Here is a 19481-nt window from a genome sequence, read left to right on the forward strand (position 1 = left end):
GTTCGTCATCAGCGAAGGCGTCGTCTACATCATCGAAGTGAACCCGCGCGCGAGCCGGACGATTCCGTTCCTGAGCAAAGTGACCGGCATTCCGATGGCGAACTTGGCGATGCAGGGCATTCTTGACATCAAACTGAAGGATCAAGGCTACAAGACCGGCCTGGTTGCACCGAAATCCGGGGTCTACGTGAAGATGCCGGTCTTCAGTTTCAACAAACTGAAGAAAGTCGATACCGTATTGGGGCCTGAGATGAAATCTACAGGCGAGATCATCGGGAAGGATAAGGTCCTTTCCAAAGCCCTTTATAAAGCTTTTCGGGCCGCCAATATCGAGATTCCCGAGTATGGCACGGCGTTGCTGACGATTGCGGACAAGGACAAGCAGGAAATCCTGCCGCTGGCGAAACGCTTGGTTGCGGTCGGCTACCGTCTGCTTGCGACCAAGGGGACTGGGGAAGCTTTACTGGAGGCCAACGTGCCGGTTACGATCCTCCAAAATGGCGAAGCCAAACGGGAGAATATCCTGAAAAACATCCATGATGGGAACATCCAGTTCGTCATCAATACGATGACCGAAGGCAAGACCGACGAGACGGACGGCTACTTCATCCGCCGCGAAGCAGCAGACAACAACTTGCCGTGCCTGACTTCGCTGGATACGGCCGATGCGCTGTTGCAGGCGATGGAAATGATGCATTTCCAACTGCAGGCGGTCGGGACCGAACCAGCCTTTTAAACAAAATAATTTCAGCAAAGAAAAGGCCGTTGCATTATCCTGAGCAGGATTAATGCGGCGGCCTTTTAGATGGATTCTATCGGAAAGTGTTCACCAATGTCCCGATGCCTTCAATCGTGGATTCGATGACATCGCCGGGTTTCAGCCAGACTTGTTCGTCTTCCGGGTAGCCGAGGATGACCCCATCCGGCGTGCCGGTGAAGATGATGTCGCCGGGTTCCAGCGCAAAGTGTTGGGAAATATAGGAGACGATTGTTGGTATGTTGAAGATAAGCAGGCTGGTGTTGCTGTTCTGGCGAACTTCCCCGTTCAGTTTGAGGGAGATAGCCAGATTGGTCGGATCGAGCTCATCGGCAGTCACATAGACAGGACCGAGTGGTGCAAATTTGTCGGGGGACTTTCCCAAGAGCCATTGCGGAGAGCCTTTTTGCCAATCGCGCGCGGATACATCATTACCGATTGTATAGCCCGCCACATGGTCGAGGGCTTCTTCCGGAGAGACACCAGAAGCCCTTTTTCCGATGACTACCACCAGCTCTACTTCGTAATCGACCTTCTCGGTGCCCGCCGGAATCGGAATGGCTTCCTTATGGGCAGCCAAAGCGCTCGTGAATTTGCTGAAGACAAGCGGTTTTTTTGGGGCTTCGCTTTTCGTTTCCGCGACATGGGCCGCATAGTTCTTGCCGATGCAGAGGATTTTGCCGGGACGGGAGAGGACGGGCAGGAACGTGGCCTCATCCAAGGATACGTAGTAGGCTGGATCCGTCAGCGAATCCGCGTGGGCCAGAATGGCGTCCAGTTGGGCAGCCTGCTCCGGATCCTGCAACACATCGTCTATATAGGAAGGAAAAGGAAGCGATAAAGCTGCAGCCGCTTTTGCCGCATTCAGGAAACCGCGCTCTGTTTTGATGCCGATGCGGCTTTGGCCAGCTTCTGAAAAATGAATCAATTGCATTGGGAAAACCTCCTTGATATTTGTTTGGAACTTGCTTATATCCAGTGTAGCAATTATTCCTAAAAAACGATAGATTTTATGCAGTATCCGCAACAATTTTCGTGTTTCGGGAAAGAACACAAAAAAATCCGATCAGAGAGCGGTTACTGTTTTCCGTTTCCCCAAAAAACAGTGGTCATTCCCGTTAGATGTGATAGAATAGGAAACATAAATTTCTAATAGGATTTTCATATTGGCGTAAAATGGTATAATGGAATCGACAAAAAAATACAGAAGCAGGGGCGAAAAAAGATGAGAGCAATCATGACCGTAACAGGTAAAGACCATACCGGAATCGTAGCGAGCGTATCGGTGGAATTGGCGCGTCTGGGCGTAAATATTTTGGATATCTCACAGACCATCATGGATGAGTATTTCACCATGATTTTGATGGTAGAATTGAATGAAGCGAAAAATTCAGTCAGAGAAGTCAAAGATGCGATGAAAAAAGTAGAAGAAGAACAAGGCTTGGTCATCCGTTTACAGGCAGAAGACACATTCCATGCAATGCATCGGATCTAGGGGGACATTTGAATGTTAAGAACAGACAACATCTTGGACACCATTCGCATGTTCGAAGAGGACAATCTGGATATCCGCACCATCACCATGGGGATCTCTTTATTGGACTGCATCGACAGCGATGGCGAAAAAGCTCGTGAAAGAATATACAAAAAAATCACCACCAAAGCGAAGAACCTGGTCAGCGTAGCGCAGGAAATCGAAGATACATACGGCATTCCGATCACGAACAAACGCATTTCGGTCACGCCGATCGCCTTGATTGCCGGTGCAAGTGATGATACGGACTATGTGGCCTACGCAAAAACGTTGGATGCTGCGGCTAAAGAAGTCGGCGTCGACTTCATCGGCGGTTTCTCGGCATTGGTCGAAAAAGGCTACAACAAAGGCGACAAAATTCTGATCGACTCGATCCCTGAAGCTTTGGCCGTTACGGATAAGGTCTGCAGCAGTGTGAACATCGGCTCGACTAAAGCGGGCATCAACATGGATGCCGTCAAATTGATGGGCGAAATCGTCCTTGCTACAGCGGAAAAAACAGCCGACAGAAACGGCTTCGGCTGTGCGAAATTGGTTGTGTTTGCAAACTCCGTAAGCGATAATCCATTCATGGCCGGCGCCTACCATGGTGTCGAAGAAGCGGATTGCGAAATCCACGTCGGTATTTCCGGTCCGGGCGTTGTGAAACGCGCCTTGGAAAAAGTCAAAGGCGAACCGATGGATATCGTTGCCGATACGATCAAAAAAGCGGCTTTCCAGATCACCCGGATGGGGCAACTGGTAGGGAATATCGCCTCCAAAAAATTGGATGTGCCATTCGGTATCGTCGATTTGGCATTGGCTCCGACTCCTGCAGTCGGAGACTCGGTAGGGGAAATCCTGGAAGAGTTCGGCTTGGGCGTGGTCGGTACGCACGGTACCGTCGCTGCCTTGGCTGTTTTGAATGACGCGGTCAAAAAAGGCGGCGTGATGGCCTGCAGTCACGTCGGTGGCTTATCCGGTTCATTCATTCCGGTATCTGAAGACCACCGCATGATCGAAGCGGCTGCCGCCAACCAAATCTCATTGGATATGCTGTTGGCGATGACGGCCATCTGCTCGGTCGGTTTGGATATGATCGCGATTCCTGGAAATACACCTGCGACTACAATCGCGGCTATGATTGCGGATGAAGCGGCCATCGGGGTCCAAAACAACAAAACGACAGCTGTCCGCGTGATTCCGGCAATCGGCTGCGGTGTGGGCGATTTCGTCGAATTCGGCGGCTTGCTTGGACGCGCACCGGTGCAACCGGTACATGAAGAAAGCTCGGCTGATTTCATCAACCGCGGCGGACGCAGCCCGGCACCGATCCATTCATTCAAAAACTAAATGCAAACCAAAAAGTGGAGCTGTCCCGTTGCGGGGCAGCTCCACTTTTTGGTTTATCCGGGCGGACGGGCAGGGATCTCCGGTGAGGGTAGGTTTTACCGGAGTTCGGCCTATTATTGATTTTGCGTTCTCCGGTGAGCACGCCTTCACCGGAGTTCACACCGATAGTTTGCGTTTTTATCCGATGAGCATGATCCTGGCCGGAGCTGGATGCTCGATTCCGCGGCATCCTTCGATTGCGGTCATCCAAATACTGAAGCAATACTGAAGGGCTGTCCCAAGGACACAGCCCTTCAGTATTGTTATGCCGTAATTTTTTTCTCGTAGTATTTGTAACCGATGAAGCAAACCATGAAGCAGAACAGGATGAAAACCGGCACATAAGTCGGATTGGACACGATGCCGCCGATCAGGATGATGGCAGAGCCCATGATCGCGAATACCGGCGTGATCGAGCCGAAGAAAGAGCTGGTGATGACGCCTTCTTTTTTCATGCTGATGACTTTCAGATAAAGAATAACATAAGTCAGGTAACTGAAGACGATCGCGATTTCGCTGACGTCCCCGCCACCCAGAATGCCGGATTTTTGGGTCAGATAGTGCAATACCATCCACACAAAGGAGATTGCAAAGGCAATTTGGGCAGCGACCGGAGAGAGTTGGCTCTTTGGATCGATCCGTTTTACCTTAGCGCTGTTCGGCAGCATATTTTTTTCTGCCAATGCTTGCGGCAAACGCAGGATACCCATGATAACGCCGTTCGTTACGCCCAGGATAGCGATCAATACAAAGGAAAGGATGATGCTGCCGCCGCGCTCGCCCAGCAAGGAAATGCCCACTGTAGTAGTGGCTTCATCCCCAGTTGCCAAGATGTATTCGGAGCCGGCGATGGAGACCAAGCCGCTGAAATAGGCCAAGTAAATGCCCAGAACCACCAATGGTCCGATGGTCAACGCTAATGGCATCGTCCGTTTGGGATTCTTCACTTCATGCGTGATGTTTGTCGCGATGGTCCAGCCATCGTAGGAGAAGGCCATCGGTGCCAGCGCAGCCAGCCAGCCCCAGCCGACGTTCGTGATCGGAACCGCCAATTCAGGAGGAACGATCGGAGCCGGTTGGTTCCAGAAAACCCCAACAATAGCGATGGCGATCAGCGGAATCAGCTTCATGATGGTGGCGAGATTCTGGAAATAGCCGCCCAATTTGAGCGAAAAATAATTCAACAGGAAGAAGAACGCCATATAACCTGTCCCAATCAGTGTTTGTGTTTCCAATGTGTTCGGCAAGCCGAGCAGCATACAGGTGTAAATGCCGGATACCCAACTCACGACGACAGTGATTGTCGGCAAGTAGACGAACAATTGGAACCAGCCGAACGCACTTGCTGCTTTATCGGAGATGAACTCTTCGAAATACGCGACGACGCCGCCGGTCTTTTCAGTCCGGTTTGCCAATTGTGTTAAGGTGATGCTCCCGAAAATGATGCTGAAAGCGCCGATACAGAAAACCAAAATCCCTAGGGCTACGTTTCCTCCCGTCGCTCCCAAAATGTCATCGGCTTTGAAAAAAATCCCTGATCCGACGCAAATGCCGACAATCATGGACACGGCGGTGAATAAGCCGTAATGTTTCTCTTCTTTCATAAATCCTCCCAATAGATGTATTTTTTTTCCAAAAAAAAAGACGGACAGATCTTGATGACAGCTGTGTCCGCCAAAATAATCTGTATAAATCCGTCTGCTATTATACCATCAAAATGGCGTCCGGCCTATCAAACTTGTAACATCAATGCGTTAGAGGTTCTACGTGGACGTCGATTTCGAAAACATTGAATGCCGTACGCAAGCGCTCCTCAACCTGTTCCGTGATTTCATGGCTGCGCAACACTGTCAGGTCGGGATCAAGCAGAATGGTCACATCAACATAGACATTTGCTCCATAGCTGCGCGCAGCCAAAGTCGTTACCTCTTGGACATCCGGGATTTCCAGGATGGCTTCACGATACTCGGCCAAATGATTCGTTTCGAAACCGTCGGAAAGGGAGAATGCACTTTCGCGGAAGATGTCGATTGCGGTCTTGATGATGATGATCCCAACAACCACAGCCATGACCCCATCCAGCCAATATAAGCCAAAGATTGAACCGAAAATGGCGATCGCCGTCGCAAAGCTGGTCAGGGCATCGCTCAGATTATCTTTGGCGGAAGCGGCCAACCCCAGGCTGTTGATGCGGTTTGCGAGTCGGTGGTTGTATACGTAGACACCTGTCATGATGAATCCTGCAATCAGGGCGGTGACACCGGATAGGACATCGGGGGTAGTGAATTCTCCGCCTGTCAGTTTCGAAAAACTTGAGAACAGTACCTGCAGCCCTACCAAAAGCATGATGAAGGAGGTGGAGAGGCTCGCAATCGTCTCCGCTTTCCAATGGCCATAAGGATGATCTTCGTCAGCCGGTCGACGGGCAATCCGCAACCCGATCATGACGGCGACCGTGGAAATCACATCGGTGAAATTGTTCAAGCCATCAGCACTCAAAGCGGCCGAACCGAAGGCATTCCCGATGAAGAGTTTTGCGAAAGAGAGAGTGACATAGGCAACCATGCTGAGCCGTGCGCCTTGTTCCGCCAATCTTAAATCTTTATATCTTTCATTCATGCTTTCCTGCTCCATTTCCTATGAATTCAACCGACCGTCCTGACACACTTTCTGAAATTAAGACAATAGAAGGATTCTACTATATTTCAGTTTGGTTGTCATCCAAAATGAATGAAAAATGCTGTCATCAGCCCGCTGAACAGTGATGGAATCAAGAACGGGAAGGTAAGGCAAAAGGCAAATCGTTGCCTTTTTGGGATGGGCACCCTACAATTGAAGGAAATGTGAAATCGTGAAAATGAGAAGGAGGCTTTTTATGGATCGCCAGAAAGATGCCCTGTATTACACCGGGCTTTTAAAAACGAAAAAAGTATCCCCGGAAGAATTGATAGCGGATGCCTTCAAAAAGATAGAAAAGGAGAATCCCGGCTGCAATGCCGTCGTGCATACGCGCAAGGAAAAAGCGCTGCATGAAGCCAGGACAAGGGATTTTGGGAACACTTTATTCGGTGGTGTGCCGATTCTGATCAAGGACTTGGGCCAGGATCTTGCCGGTGAGCCATCGACATCCGGTTCACGGTTGCTGAGGGATTATATCGCTCCCCGCACCAGCCACTTTGTCGAAGCGATTGAGAAGGCTGGCTTCATCGTCATCGGCCAGACGAGCACACCCGAATTCGGATTCAAGAATATCACGGATGCTGTCATCCATGGTCCGGCCCGAAATCCTTTCAATCGGAACCATTCTCCGGGAGGGTCCAGCGGCGGTGCGGCAGCGGCTGTCGCGTCGGAGATGGTTGCCATCGCCACCGCCAGCGACGGCGGCGGATCGATCCGGATTCCGGCCTCGTTCACAGGCTTGGTCGGGTTGAAACCGACAAGGGGGCGGACACCGGTGGGGCCGGGATCTTATCGCGGCTGGCAGGGAGCGTCGATCAGCTTCGCTTTGACGAAGACGGTAAGGGATACAGCGATGATGCTGGATGCTTTGCAAACGATCCAGGCGGCAGCGCCATTCCAGACGCCTTTGTTTCCGGGGAGCCATTTCGAGGAACTTCAGTCCGGAAAGCAGCGCAAATTCCGGATCGCCTATTCGTTGGATTCGCCGGTGAAATCCGTCGTAAGCGCGGAGGCGAAACGGGCTGTACTGCAAACAGTGGCAGCCTTGGAACAACTGGGTTATGAGGTGGAAGAAAAGAAACCCGATATTGACGGCATCCGTTTGATGGAGGCCTACTATGCAATGAACGGAGCCGAGACGGACGCCATGCTGAGCGGCTTTTCCGCGAAATTGGGACGCCCGTTGACTGCCGATGACATGGAGTTGGTTTCATGGTCGCTCTATCAATACGGCCGGACGATTTCCGGAGGCGACTACTCCTTGGCATTAGGACTCTGGGACCAAGCGGCGGCCACGATGGACCAGTTCCATGAAAACTATGATCTGCTGCTGCAACCTACCACGGCAGACAGTGCTCCCCGCATCGATCATTCTTTCCAAAGCGAAGAACTGAAGGAGCGCATGCGCAGGTCAGATCTGCTGCCCGCTGCGGACCGCAAAGAAATTGTCTGGACCATGTTTGAAGAGAGTCTGGGCGTGACCCCGTTTACGCAGCAAGCGAATTTGACGGGGCAGCCTGCAATCAGTCTGCCGGTACACCGAACGGCATCCGGCTTGCCTTTAGGTGTGCAGTTCACTGCTCCGAAAGGGAAAGAGGAGTGGCTGTTGGACATCACTGCGGTATTGGAGAGGGCGGGTCTGTTCATCTGAGCCCACAAACCAGTCCCGTTGTTCACATTTTTTTTTAATATTTTTTTCATTAACGGCAGCTTTTTTTGTTTTCATGCGAGGAAATCGGCCTGTCAAGGGGAGATGAAATGCCTTTCAAATGTTATTCTGACAAGGGTTTGGTACAATGATAGAAATTCTCACATCCCATGTCAAGGTAGCGTTGACTTGTATGAGAATTCGGAGTATTCTTGTTGTATTAAATCACTCAATTAATTGTCAGAAAAAACGATTAATTGCTGAAAAGAATTACCTTTTTCTCAACAGGCGCTAACTCCTGAAGAAAAAGTACACATCTGTGGTTCACTCAACTCAGAAGCTTCGATGGAGGGGTTGGTTATGAAAGAGAAAGAGCTACGACGTTCGATGGCTGTTTTCACCATCGGAACGGTCATGCAGCTGACGGATCTGACAGCAAGACAGATCCGCTATTACGAAGAACAAGAACTCGTTCATCCTAAGCGGACAGACACCAATCGCCGGATGTTTTCATTGAACGACGTCGATCGTCTGCTGGAAGTCAAAGACTATTTGGCGGAAGGGTTGAACATCACTGCCATCAAGCGGATGTACAGTACGGAAAGATTGAAAAGGCAGCAGGAAGAGGAGCTTGAAAACAAGCACAAAAACCTGACAGACGAAGATGTCCGTCGCATCCTCTACAAAGAAATACTCAACGCAAGTGGATTTAACCCTGGGGATTCAAGCAAACCTTGGGGAAGATTATAAAAAAACAAAAAACAAACAAAGCATAGTCAAGGAGAGGGAATACAAATGCCAAAATTTACTAGAGAAGAAATCATCGCATCAGCAAAGAATGATAACGTCCGTTACCTGCGTTTAATGTTCACTGACATTTTAGGAACAATCAAAAACGTGGAAGTTCCTATCAGCCAGTTGGAAAAAGTATTAGACAACAAAATGATGTTCGACGGTTCTTCCATCGAAGGTTTTGTACGTATTGAAGAAAGTGATATGTACTTGTACCCAGATTTGGATACTTGGTTAGTATTCCCATGGGGCACTGAACAAGGCAAAGTTGCACGTCTGATCTGTGACATCTACCAACCGAACGGCGAACCGTTTGCTGGTGACCCACGCAGCAACTTGAAACGTGCTCTTAAAGATATGAAAGACTTGGGCTTCACTGATTTCAACTTAGGACCTGAACCTGAATTCTTCCTGTTCAAATTGGACGAAAAAGGCCAACCTACAATGAAATTGAACGACCAAGGCGGATACTTCGACTTGGCTCCTACTGACTTGGGCGAAAACTGCCGTCGTGACATTGTTTTGGAATTAGAAGCATTAGGTTTCGAAATCGAAGCAAGCCACCACGAAGTTGCACCAGGACAACACGAAATCGACTGGAAATACGCAAATGCTGTTGAAGCTTGCGACAACATCCAAACGTTCAAACTGATCGTTAAGACTGTAGCCCGCAAACACGGCTTGCATGCAACATTCATGCCTAAACCAGTATTCGGAATCAACGGTTCCGGTATGCACTTCAACATGTCTTTGTTCAACGAAAACGGCAATGCCTTCTTCGACAAAAACGATGACCGTCAATTAAGCGAAACAGCTTACCAATTCATCGCTGGTCTGATCAAACACGCGCGCGGCTTTACTGCTGTCTGCAACCCAATCGTTAACTCTTACAAACGTTTGGTTCCTGGCTATGAAGCACCTGTATACATCGCATGGAGCGGAAGAAACCGTTCACCGCTGATCCGTATCCCAGAATCACGCGGCATGTCCACTCGTGTTGAATTGCGTAGCGTTGACCCAGCTGCTAACCCATACTTGGCATTGGCTACATTATTGGCTGCAGGTCTTGACGGCGTGAAGAACAAATTGGAAGCTCCAGCTCCAATCGACCGCAACATCTACCAAATGTCTGCTGAAGACCGTTACGAAAACGGGATTCTGGACTTGCCTACAACATTACAAGAGGCTCTTGAAGAGTTCTCCAAAGATCAATTGTTGGTTGATGCATTAGGCGATCACATCAGCAACAACTTTGTTGAATCAAAAGAAATCGAAGTAATGTCCTACATCCAACAAGTAACAGAGTGGGAAAGAGAACAATACCTGAATATGTACTAAGAGCGAGATGAATCCCGCTTAGGAATCGAGCACTAAGAGGATAGCCACAACGCGACCCGGTTTTGGTCGCGATGTGGCTATCAGCTTAGGCGGAGATTTCTGGGATTCAGAACGCGTTTGAATAGAGTGTGAGAAAAATCGTTTAGCTCCCCGTACGTTGGAGCACCCCACGAAGTGAACTGCTTTTGTTCACTACGCGGGGTGTGAAACGTTAGTGGGAGCTGATTTTTCGAACACGTTTGAAGCGAGTGCGATGAATCCCGTTTAGGAATCGAGCACGTTTGCAAAAGGAGGCTGCCTCATCACGAGGGAGCCTCCTTTTCCGCATATGTTGAATCAATATGGTTGAAACGCATCGCGGATCCGGCAGGGTCTATGCTTAGCTCGGATCTTTTGCTTGGCTGAAAGGCCATATTGTCGGATAGGCGTCATCCATTCGACAATCTCAATGCGTTTCGGAAGCAAATAGTCGAATGCTCTCAAACATTCGACTATTTTGCCATACTCTGAATTCGGATTGCCGAATGTTTCTTATGTATTAGGCGATTTACACCTTACGTGTCGATCAAAAAAGAAAATCCTGCTGTTGCTGTAAACTTCAGCCGAGAAAACGTATAATGGATGTATGTAAAGTTGTTCAGAGGAGGGGTTACCGTGGAAGCAATCGAAATGGAAGGTTTGACCAAACGCTACCGCAAGAAGGCGGCTTTGGACAATGTCCACCTCACAGTGGAGCAGGGCGAACGGTTCGGATTCATCGGGCCGAACGGAGCCGGGAAGTCGACAACCATCAAGCTATTGTTAGATTTCATCAAGCCGAGCAAGGGAAGCGCCAGAATTTTCGGGTTTGACGTCCAGAAAGACTCCGAGAGCCTGAAGCGCATTGTCGGATATGTCCCGAGCGATGTGCATTACTACAGCAATCTGACGGTCGAGGAAATTCTCTTGATGACGGGGAAATTCCACCAAATCCATAACATAAAAGAGATGATGGCGTACTATGTGGAGCGTTTTGCCTTGGAGCCGAAAAAGAAAATGAAGGACCTTTCCCTGGGGAACCGGAAAAAAGTAGCGATCGTGAACAGCCTGATTTTCAATCCGGAACTTTTGATACTGGATGAGCCGACGAACGGACTGGATCCTTTGATGCAGCACCGCTTGTTTGAAGAATTAAGGTATCACAATAATGAAGGGGCGACCATCTTCATTTCGACGCATAACCTGCCGGAAGTGGAAGCCTTCTGTACGCGCACCGCCTTCATCCGCGAAGGCAAGATCATTTCCGTGGAGGATATGGCAGCCGGTTACCAACCGGGGAAAGTGGTGACGCTGACCGGCCCCGTTCTTGAAACGGAGGATTTCGAGTCGAAAGGTTACCGCGTGCTCTCGCGGACAGACCGGGTTGTTTCGCTGCTTTACAAGGGCAACGTGAAACAGATCCTGGCCGATATGGCGCCGCTGGATTTGGAGGATATTGAAATCCGCAACCAGAATCTGGAGGAAAAATTCATGACGTTATATGGTGGAGGTGGATCCCATGAATAGCATCCGTTTGGAGTGGAAACAGGAACGTAATGGTTTATTCGTATGGCTTTTCTTTATGGTCCTGATCATGGGGCTGATGATGGCCATGTTCCCGGTCATGTCGAATCAGGGGATGGAGGATATCCTGACGACCAAGCTCGATGCGATGCCTCCTGAGATGCTGGAGGCCTTCTCGCTTACGAATGGAGCAAGTTTGCTGCAGGCTGTAGGCTTTTTCGCTTATATTTTTCAGTACCTCTTCTTGGCGGCCTGTATTTTTGCAACGATGAAAGGGGCACAGGCGCTGATCAAGGAAGAAACAAACGGGACGATCGAGTATCTGTATGCCCAGCCGATCAGCCGGAAAGCCATCGTCACGAGTAAATATGTAGCCAATTTGGTGCTGCTGCTGATCTTTTGGATCGTCCTGTACGGTGCCGCTTTGCTCTTCATCTACCTGTTCAAGGAGGATGGAGCCGATTTTGTGGAAATCATAAAGGATGTCACGCTGATGTTCGGAGCGGAGTCGCTGGTGCTGTTGTTTTTTTATTCAATCGGCTTTCTTTTCTCGACGATCATCGCGAGTAGCCGTTCAACAAGTGGGGTTGCCTTGTTGCTGGTGTTCGGGACGTACATGATCGGTCTCGTCTCTAAGATGGTCGAGGATTATGAATTCCTGCGGGTTTTTTCGCCGATCGAATACGCACATCCGGCGGCATTGTTGGAAGAGGGCGTTTCTTGGGAGTACATGGTCATCTGTGTCGTTGGAAGCCTACTGGTATTGGGATTGAGCTATCTGATATACGGCCGGAAAGACTTGCGGATCCAAGTGTAGTATAGAATATTGTTAAAAGCGCGCAGTAAGCTGCACAGGAAAGAAGAGGCTATCTCACAATGAGTCAGCCTCTTCTTTCTTGTGCGTGCGCTAACCGGAGAAGAACTGTGCTCATGCCCTGCCCGGGATCCATCACACTCTTCATAAACGTGTTCTGAATCCCAGAAATCTGTGCCTAAGTTGCTATTACGTCAAGGACAAAAAGCGTCCGTTCTCGTAATAGCCTCTTAGTGCTCAATTTCTAGAGCGGGATCCATCACACTCTCTAACCGAATGTCATGAACAGGACTGCGGCGACGATCAGCGCATAGGATAATTTCTCCAGATTTTTCTTTGTGATCGGGTTCAGGCCTTTATCGTAGCGTGTCTGATACATGATCCAGACGTTGATTGCGATGCTGATGATGCCCAGTATGCTGGCTGCAAGGTATTTATTCACGTTTTTCCTCCTAACGGTCTTTTTATTCTGTTTGGCTGTTCTGCGGATCACAGATCATATCGATGTGCGGGATATCATCTTCCAGATAGATGTCCGATACAGGCCGGAATCCGAAAGAGGCATAAAAAGCCTGCAGATAGGCTTGCGCCTGTGCGTGCACTGGAAGTTCAGGGAAATGCCTCTTTGCATACTCCAACACGATCTGCATCAATTCTTGGCCGTAGCCATTGGTGCGTTCGCCTTGCGGGACCAAAACACGACCGATGCGCACATGATCCGGCTCCGGGATCAGTCGGGCATAGGCCAGCAGCTGATCACCCGACTGCTGCTTCAAAAAGTGTATGCTGACGAGGTCGGTGTCGTCCACCTCTTGATAGGGGCAATTTTGCTCCACAACGAAAACAGCTGTCCGTTCTTTGTAAATCAGGTGCAATTCACTCAGTGACAGTTCTTCAAAAGGTTTGATGATCCACATTTGGTTTCCTCCTCAGCGTTTGGTGGCGTGCCACCCTCACAGTCCATTATAGCAAAGCGCAGGCAAACAAAAAACCGACAAATCGCTCCTTACCAAAAGAAGCCAAGCAGTGCGTCCCATGATGAGACGGCTGCTTGGCTTCTTTAGCTGTTCGGTATTCGGTTTAATAATATTTCAGAGCGGCAGGGCCGGAATCGCTGTTGCTGATGCGGAAGGCATCGGCAATCGGGGAAACGAAGACTTTACCGTCCCCGACATGACCCGTGTACAATGCGCGGCGGGCAGCGCGGATGACTTCTTCGACAGGCACTTCGCTGATGATTGTCTCGATGCGGACTTTCGGCAAGAGATTGCCCTCAGCTTTTGCACCGCGATAGAAGGTTTGTTGCCCTTTTTGCAGACCGTAACCATGCACGGATGTGACCGTCATGCCGGTTACACCGATAGCGTTCAATTCAGCTTTCAAGCGTTCCAGCTTGTCGGGATTTGCGATGATTTCCACTTTATTCATCGTGAATCCTGAATCGGCCAGTTTGAAGGATCCGACTTTCGACAGGTCCACTTCTTGGATGGCAGGGGCTGCTGCCGGCTTGCTGCTGTCTGTTACGTAATCTTCGAATGCCGTCGTTGCGACAAAGTCATGGTAGCTTGAAGTCAAGCCGTGTTCAGCGATGTCCATACCGACAATTTCTTCTTCAGCAGTGGCACGGATACCCATCGTTTTTTGGATGACTTTGAAAACCACGAACATGGAGCCGGCTGTGTAGGCAGCTACGGAAGCAACACCCAAAGTTTGGATACCCAGCAGGTTCAACCCGCCGCCGTACAATAAACCGCCGTCCGTTGCGAAAATACCGACTAAGATTGTTCCTAAGGCACCATTCACACCGTGGACACTGAATGCGCCGACTGGATCGTCAATCTTTATTTTTTGATCGACGAATTCAACCGCAAGTACGATGGCAAAACCGGCGATGAATCCGATGGCAATAGCGCCGAAAGGAGAAACGACAGCGCAACCGGCCGTGATGGCGACAAGGCCTGCCAATGAGCCGTTCAGTGTCATGGAAACGTCAGGTTTACCGTATTTTTTCCAAGTGAACAAGAGTGTGACTAAAGTTGCTGTGACAGCGGAAAGATTGGTATTCAGGAAGATCGTTCCGATCAATGCAAGTGTTTCGTCGCCAGTTGCGGCCACTGTGGAAGCGCCGTTGAATCCGAACCAAGCAAACCAAAGGATGAATACCCCAAGCGCGCCGAGTGTTAAGTTGTGGCCAGGAATGACTTGCGCTTTGCCGTCTTTGTATTTTCCGATACGGGGACCGACGATAGCCGCACCGACTAAGGCAGCGACGCCTCCGACCATGTGCACAGCAGTGGATCCAGCGAAATCAATGAAGCCCATTTGAGCTAACCAACCGCCGCCCCAAATCCAGTGTCCGGAGATAGGATAGATCAGCAGGGAAATGATGAAGGAGTACACGAGATAAGAGCTGAATTTTGTCCGTTCCGCAACAGCTCCGGATACGATAGTAGCTGCAGTTGCCGCGAATACGTTTTGGAACATGAAATGCACGGTTCCGGGAATGGTGGAATCAAGTCCTTCCATAAATAAGGCAGGCGTTCCGATGATGCCGGCGATATCATCACCGAACATGATGCTGTAACCGATAAGGAAGAATCCCAATGATCCAAGCACAAAGTCCATGAGGTTTTTCATGATGATGTTCGCCGCGTTCTTGGCGCGGGTGAATCCCGTCTCGACCATCGCGAAGCCGGCTTGCATAAAGAATACCAATACCGTTCCCAGCAAGGTCCATAATGTATCTACTGATGAAAACATAAATTATTCCTCCTTTTGTTTTAGCATAGTCCTAGTGTATAGAAATAATTTTGTTGGTGCTATATCCTGCTTACGTTCTATGTTATAAAATCTAACAACTCATCTAAATCAACGTTTGCAAGCGTTTAAATGTCAAATTGGTGAGAGTTTTAATGCAAAATCTCATCAAATTGCAGGAATGTTGGATGCTTTTGTATTCTTTTGGTCAATATGATTAAAATAAATCTGACATGAGCGAGTAGCGAATAGGAGGCATGTCAGAATCGCTGACAAGAAATAGGTCACATCAGCCGGAAAGTCTCTTGTAAAATGGATATCTGCAGCAAAAAGCCGTGAGGAAAACATGCAGAACATGTTTTTCTCACGGCTCTATGTATTTTGTTGCTTAATTGCTAAAAGTTGATGATCCAGTCCATTTCTGATAATTCAATCAGCGGCAGCTCGATCGCTTCCTCTTTCAATGCCTTCTCGAACCCTTCTTTGGAAAAAGGGCCTTTTACAGATTCAATTCTTCTATCGATAATAAAATATTCGAATGCTTCATTATGTTCTTTTTCAAGAATGATAAATTCATCGGTCCAATTCAATCTTGTAATGTAGCCCTGGATGCTTCCGGTCGGGTAGCGATAAGATGAAGGCAGATGGAAAAGGTTTTGCCAAGAAGCGCACTGTCTCAAAAATAGGTCTTCTCCGACCGGTATTCTGAATTTAGCAATTCTGGATATTTCAGGCAACATTCTGTTCTTCCACACTATCATTTCACCCCTTTGTTAAGTTCTTATTCTTTTGACATCACTTCGGCATAAAGCCGGATAACAGATCTGAAAATAAAAATGAATCGCTTACATTTCTGATAAGTCATAGTATAACTGCTTTTTTTTACAAAGTACAGCAGATTCTATTGATTTTATGTACTTTATATGTTTTTTAACATTTTTTTAAGTTTAGGGGCATTGTTCGGAAATAGAAAGGGATTACGTGGTTTTTTTTCGTTATTGTTTTTGTTCTGACTGTGGATACGGAAGTCTGCTAAGGAAATAGCATGCAAACCATTTTCAGGTCATTTTCTTATTGACCAGAGGGACAAAATGTGTTTGCTTGCTCTAGGTATATTTCATTTCAAAACACTATATATTGTGGTGGAAATTTGTGTGTGGATGATATATAGTATATACAGTAAATCGAAACAAAGACTACATTAAGTGGAGGCAACCTATCTGAGAAGCGCGTCCTGCAAGGAAAGCTTGCTCATTTTGTAACGACCTCTTACTTTTTATTAGCTTTTTTTGCATGTTCGGTTAATTTTTAACTAAGGAGTGGGAAAAATATGGCTTCATTACCAACGGATTTCTTAAATGAGAGCACGAATCTTCAAGTCGATGACGCGGAAGTAAATATCCAAGTGTTGAAGGCGGATGGACGGGTTGTTCCTTTTCATGCTAAGAAAATATATAAAGCGATCAAGAAAGCGGAGCGCTTCTTGTCTGAACAGAACGAAGGGGCTGCAGATTACGATGTGGATGCTGTCGTGGCCGAGGTCGTGGACAAGCTAATCGCGTCAGAAACGGACAGTGTCTCGACCGATGACATCCATGATCAAGTGGAAGCGACGCTTGCGGAAATGGGGAATCTGCCGTTAGCGGAAGCCTACAATACCTACAAACTGACAAAGAAAGTCAAGAAATTGCAGCAGCAGGACATCGAATTGCGCATCCAAAGCCTGATGAACGCCGATCAGAGCGTCGTCAACGAGAATGCCAACAAAGACAGCCGCGTCTTCAATACGATCCGTGACTTGACGGCAGGTGTGGCTGCGAAAGCGATCGGCTTGAGAATGCTGCCGAAACACGTTTCCAATGCCCATATGAAAGGCGATATCCATTATCATGATTTGGATTACCAGCCGTATTCACCGATGACGAACTGCGTTCTGATCGATTTCCAGAATATGCTCCGTGAAGGTTTCAAAATCGGCAATGCTGAAGTGGACAGCCCGCGTTCGGTCAACACAGCGACTGCCCAAATGGCGCAAATTTTTGCGAATGTCGCTTCCAGCCAATACGGCGGCTGCAGCGCTGACCGTGTCGATGAAGTGTTGGCTCCCTATGCCCGTCTGAACTATGAGAAGCATCTGGAAACAGCCAAAAATTGGGTCGAAGGTGAAGCGAAACAGATCGCTTATGCCGAAGAAAAAACCCGCAAAGACATCTATGATGCTATGCAAAGTCTGGAATACGAAATCAATACACTCTATACATCAAATGGACAGACGCCGTTCACCACGCTCGGTTTCGGCTTGGGCACGGATTGGTTTGCGCGTGAAATCCAAAAAGCCGTCCTGCAAGTGCGCATCAAAGGCTTGGGCAAGGAAAGACGCACAGCGATCTTCCCGAAATTGATCTTCGCTTTGAAAAAAGGCACGAACCTGGAAACGCAAGATCCCAACTATGACATCAAGCAATTGGCGATCACTTGTGCCACGAAACGGATGTACCCGGATGTGCTGATGTACGATAAAATCGTCGAATTGACAGGCAGTTTCAAAACACCGATGGGCTGCCGTTCCTTCCTGCAAGGCTGGAAAGACGAAAACGGAAATGAAGTCAATTCCGGCCGGATGAACCTTGGGGTCGTAACATTGAATATCCCGAGAATCGCCTTGGAATCCGAAGGCAATCCGGAAGCATTCTGGAATATCTTCGAGGAGCGCCTGGCGATCTGTAAGGATGCGCTTGTCTACCGTGTGGAGCGTACGAAGGAAGCAACGCCTACGAACGCACCGATCCTGTACCAGCACGGAGCCTTTGGGAAACGCCTGGGTGAAACAGATAAGGTCGATGAACTATTCAAAAACAAACGCGCGACAGTCTCTCTGGGATACATCGGATTGTATGAAGCGGCTACCGTTTTCTACGGAGCGGATTGGGAAACGAATCCGGAAGCAAAAGCCTTCACTTTGGACATCGTCAAGAAGATGAAGGAAAAGACGGATGCTTGGGGCAACCAATACGGTTATCATTTCAGCGTCTACTCGACTCCGAGCGAGAGCCTGACCGATCGTTTCTGCAGCATGGACACAGAAAAATTCGGCATCATTGCCGACATCACGGATAAAGAGTACTACACAAACAGTTTCCACTATGATGTCCGCAAGAATCCGAATCCTTTCGAGAAAATCGCCTTCGAAATGGAATATCCGCAATATTGCTCAGGCGGCTTTATCCATTATTGCGAATATCCGAACCTGCAGCAAAATCCGAAAGCTTTGGAAACAGTCTGGGACTTCGCTTATGACAAGGTCGGCTACCTGGGAACGAACACGCCGATCGATCACTGTCTGGAGTGCGGTTTCGAAGGGGATTTCAACCCGACCGAACGCGGCTTCCAATGCCCGGAATGCGGCAATACTGATCCGCAGACTTGCGACGTCGTGAAACGCACATGCGGTTATCTCGGCAATCCGCAGATCCGCCCGATGGTGAAAGGTCGCCATAAGGAAATTTCCGCCCGCGTCAAACATCTGCATGCGGATTGCAAGTCAGAACAATAATCAGAACAGTCAGGTGATGTGAAGTGAAGAATCCGCAACCGCAAGAATGGTTGGCAGAGAAGTACAGCAAGGACAAGGTGGCGGACTACAAGCCGTTCAACTTTGTCGATGGGGAAGGCGTCCGCTGCAGCATCTATCTGAGCGGCTGCCTGTTCGCCTGCGAAGGCTGCTACAACAAGATCGTCCAGAATTTTGACTATGGGATCGCCTACACGGACGAGTTGGAGGAACAGATCATGGCCGATTTGCGCCAGCCTTATGTGCAGGGACTGACGCTTTTGGGCGGCGAACCTTTCCTCAACACGAAAGTCGCGCTACAGTTGGCGCGGCGCATCCGCGCGGAGTTCGGTCGTTCGAAGGACATCTGGGGCTGGACCGGCTACTACTGGGAAGAATTAGCTGCAGAATCCGAAGACAAACGGGAACTGCTGCGGTTGATGGACGTGCTCGTCGACGGCCGCTTCGAACTGTCCAAACGGGATCTGACCCTGAAATTCCGCGGCAGCTCCAACCAGACCATCATCGATGTGCAAAAATCGCTGGAAGCCGGGGAAAAAGTACTCTGGGCCAATGCGTACGCTTGAATTTACGAACATACACAAGGCTGTCTCATTGCGAGGCAGCCTTTTCTTGCGTTTGGGGGCCTAGTAGGTAGCTTGATGGAAGGTGAATTCCCGGTGAGACAGCCCTCGCCGG

17 protein-coding genes are annotated in these 19481 nt (G+C 48.9%); 10 read left to right on the top strand and 7 right to left on the bottom strand.

From position 1 onward, the window contains the following. The coding region (locus ACTCCX_RS06770; RefSeq protein WP_463275293.1) for an ATP-binding protein at positions 1-736 on the top strand (736 nt) is incomplete at its 5' end. Positions 737-812: 76 nt separating this feature from the next. On the opposite strand, the gene ACTCCX_RS06775 is transcribed toward ACTCCX_RS06770, so the two are convergent. Further along, positions 813-1691 (bottom strand): fumarylacetoacetate hydrolase family protein, encoded by an 879-nt coding sequence (locus ACTCCX_RS06775; protein ID WP_463275294.1) that lies wholly within the window; start codon positions 1689-1691, stop codon positions 813-815. A 291-nt stretch (positions 1692-1982) separates the two neighbouring features. Here ACTCCX_RS06775 and ACTCCX_RS06780 point away from each other — a divergent pair, with 291 nt between their 5' ends. Further along, entirely contained in the window at positions 1983-2252 is a 270-nt protein-coding gene (locus ACTCCX_RS06780; protein WP_463275295.1) for an ACT domain-containing protein, read from the top strand. Positions 2253-2264: 12 nt separating this feature from the next. Next, positions 2265-3623: a DUF711 family protein gene (locus ACTCCX_RS06785; protein WP_463275296.1), complete on the top strand. Its 1359-nt coding sequence runs from the start codon at positions 2265-2267 to the stop codon at positions 3621-3623. Positions 3624-3925: 302 nt separating this feature from the next. Here ACTCCX_RS06785 and ACTCCX_RS06790 read toward each other — a convergent pair whose 3' ends face one another. Then, positions 3926-5266: an APC family permease gene (locus ACTCCX_RS06790; protein ID WP_463275297.1), complete on the bottom strand. Its 1341-nt coding sequence runs from the start codon at positions 5264-5266 to the stop codon at positions 3926-3928. A gap of 142 nt (positions 5267-5408) precedes the next feature. After that, a complete protein-coding gene (locus ACTCCX_RS06795) occupies positions 5409-6281 on the bottom strand; it encodes a cation diffusion facilitator family transporter (protein WP_463275298.1) in 873 nt (290 codons plus the stop codon). A gap of 256 nt (positions 6282-6537) precedes the next feature. Between ACTCCX_RS06795 and ACTCCX_RS06800 the strand changes: the two genes are divergently transcribed. The 5 genes from ACTCCX_RS06800 to ACTCCX_RS06820 all read left to right on the top strand — a co-directional run bounded on the left by ACTCCX_RS06800 (position 6538) and on the right by ACTCCX_RS06820 (position 12478). Next, the gene (locus tag ACTCCX_RS06800) at positions 6538-7992 is read left to right on the top strand and encodes an amidase (protein WP_463275299.1); all 1455 of its coding nucleotides are present in this window, start codon (positions 6538-6540) and stop codon (positions 7990-7992) included. Positions 7993-8349: 357 nt separating this feature from the next. Continuing rightward, positions 8350-8739 (top strand): MerR family transcriptional regulator, encoded by a 390-nt coding sequence (locus ACTCCX_RS06805; protein WP_463275300.1) that lies wholly within the window; start codon positions 8350-8352, stop codon positions 8737-8739. Positions 8740-8784: 45 nt separating this feature from the next. Beyond that, positions 8785-10119 (top strand): type I glutamate--ammonia ligase, encoded by a 1335-nt coding sequence (glnA, locus tag ACTCCX_RS06810; protein ID WP_463275301.1) that lies wholly within the window; start codon positions 8785-8787, stop codon positions 10117-10119. Positions 10120-10773: 654 nt separating this feature from the next. Continuing rightward, the gene (locus ACTCCX_RS06815) at positions 10774-11664 is read left to right on the top strand and encodes an ABC transporter ATP-binding protein (protein WP_463275302.1); all 891 of its coding nucleotides are present in this window, start codon (positions 10774-10776) and stop codon (positions 11662-11664) included. After that, the gene (locus tag ACTCCX_RS06820; protein ID WP_463275303.1) at positions 11657-12478 is read left to right on the top strand and encodes an ABC transporter permease subunit; all 822 of its coding nucleotides are present in this window, start codon (positions 11657-11659) and stop codon (positions 12476-12478) included. The genes ACTCCX_RS06815 and ACTCCX_RS06820 overlap by 8 nt, the downstream gene beginning before the upstream one ends. A 265-nt stretch (positions 12479-12743) precedes the next feature. Here ACTCCX_RS06820 and ACTCCX_RS06825 read toward each other — a convergent pair whose 3' ends face one another. The 4 genes from ACTCCX_RS06825 to ACTCCX_RS06840 form a co-directional block, all read right to left on the bottom strand. Beyond that, entirely contained in the window at positions 12744-12917 is a 174-nt protein-coding gene (locus ACTCCX_RS06825; RefSeq protein ID WP_463275304.1) for a hypothetical protein, read from the bottom strand. Positions 12918-12939: 22 nt separating this feature from the next. Continuing rightward, the gene (locus ACTCCX_RS06830) at positions 12940-13392 is read right to left on the bottom strand and encodes a GNAT family N-acetyltransferase (RefSeq protein WP_463275305.1); all 453 of its coding nucleotides are present in this window, start codon (positions 13390-13392) and stop codon (positions 12940-12942) included. 163 nt (positions 13393-13555) lie between these two features. Beyond that, the gene (locus ACTCCX_RS06835) at positions 13556-15235 is read right to left on the bottom strand and encodes an ammonium transporter (RefSeq protein WP_463275306.1); all 1680 of its coding nucleotides are present in this window, start codon (positions 15233-15235) and stop codon (positions 13556-13558) included. Between the two features lie 392 nt (positions 15236-15627). Beyond that, positions 15628-15987, bottom strand: coding sequence for a hypothetical protein (locus ACTCCX_RS06840; RefSeq protein ID WP_320163874.1), 360 nt, complete (start codon positions 15985-15987; stop codon positions 15628-15630). Positions 15988-16562: 575 nt separating this feature from the next. Between ACTCCX_RS06840 and nrdD the strand changes: the two genes are divergently transcribed. Both nrdD and nrdG read left to right on the top strand, forming a co-directional pair. Next, a complete protein-coding gene (gene nrdD, locus ACTCCX_RS06845; protein WP_463275307.1) occupies positions 16563-18785 on the top strand; it encodes an anaerobic ribonucleoside-triphosphate reductase in 2223 nt (740 codons plus the stop codon). Positions 18786-18808: 23 nt separating this feature from the next. Further along, complete coding sequence (gene nrdG, locus ACTCCX_RS06850; RefSeq protein ID WP_463275308.1) at positions 18809-19369, top strand: anaerobic ribonucleoside-triphosphate reductase activating protein; 561 nt, start codon at positions 18809-18811, stop codon at positions 19367-19369. Positions 19370-19481 lie beyond the last annotated feature (112 nt).

Source organism: Trichococcus sp., from assembly GCF_055118575.1.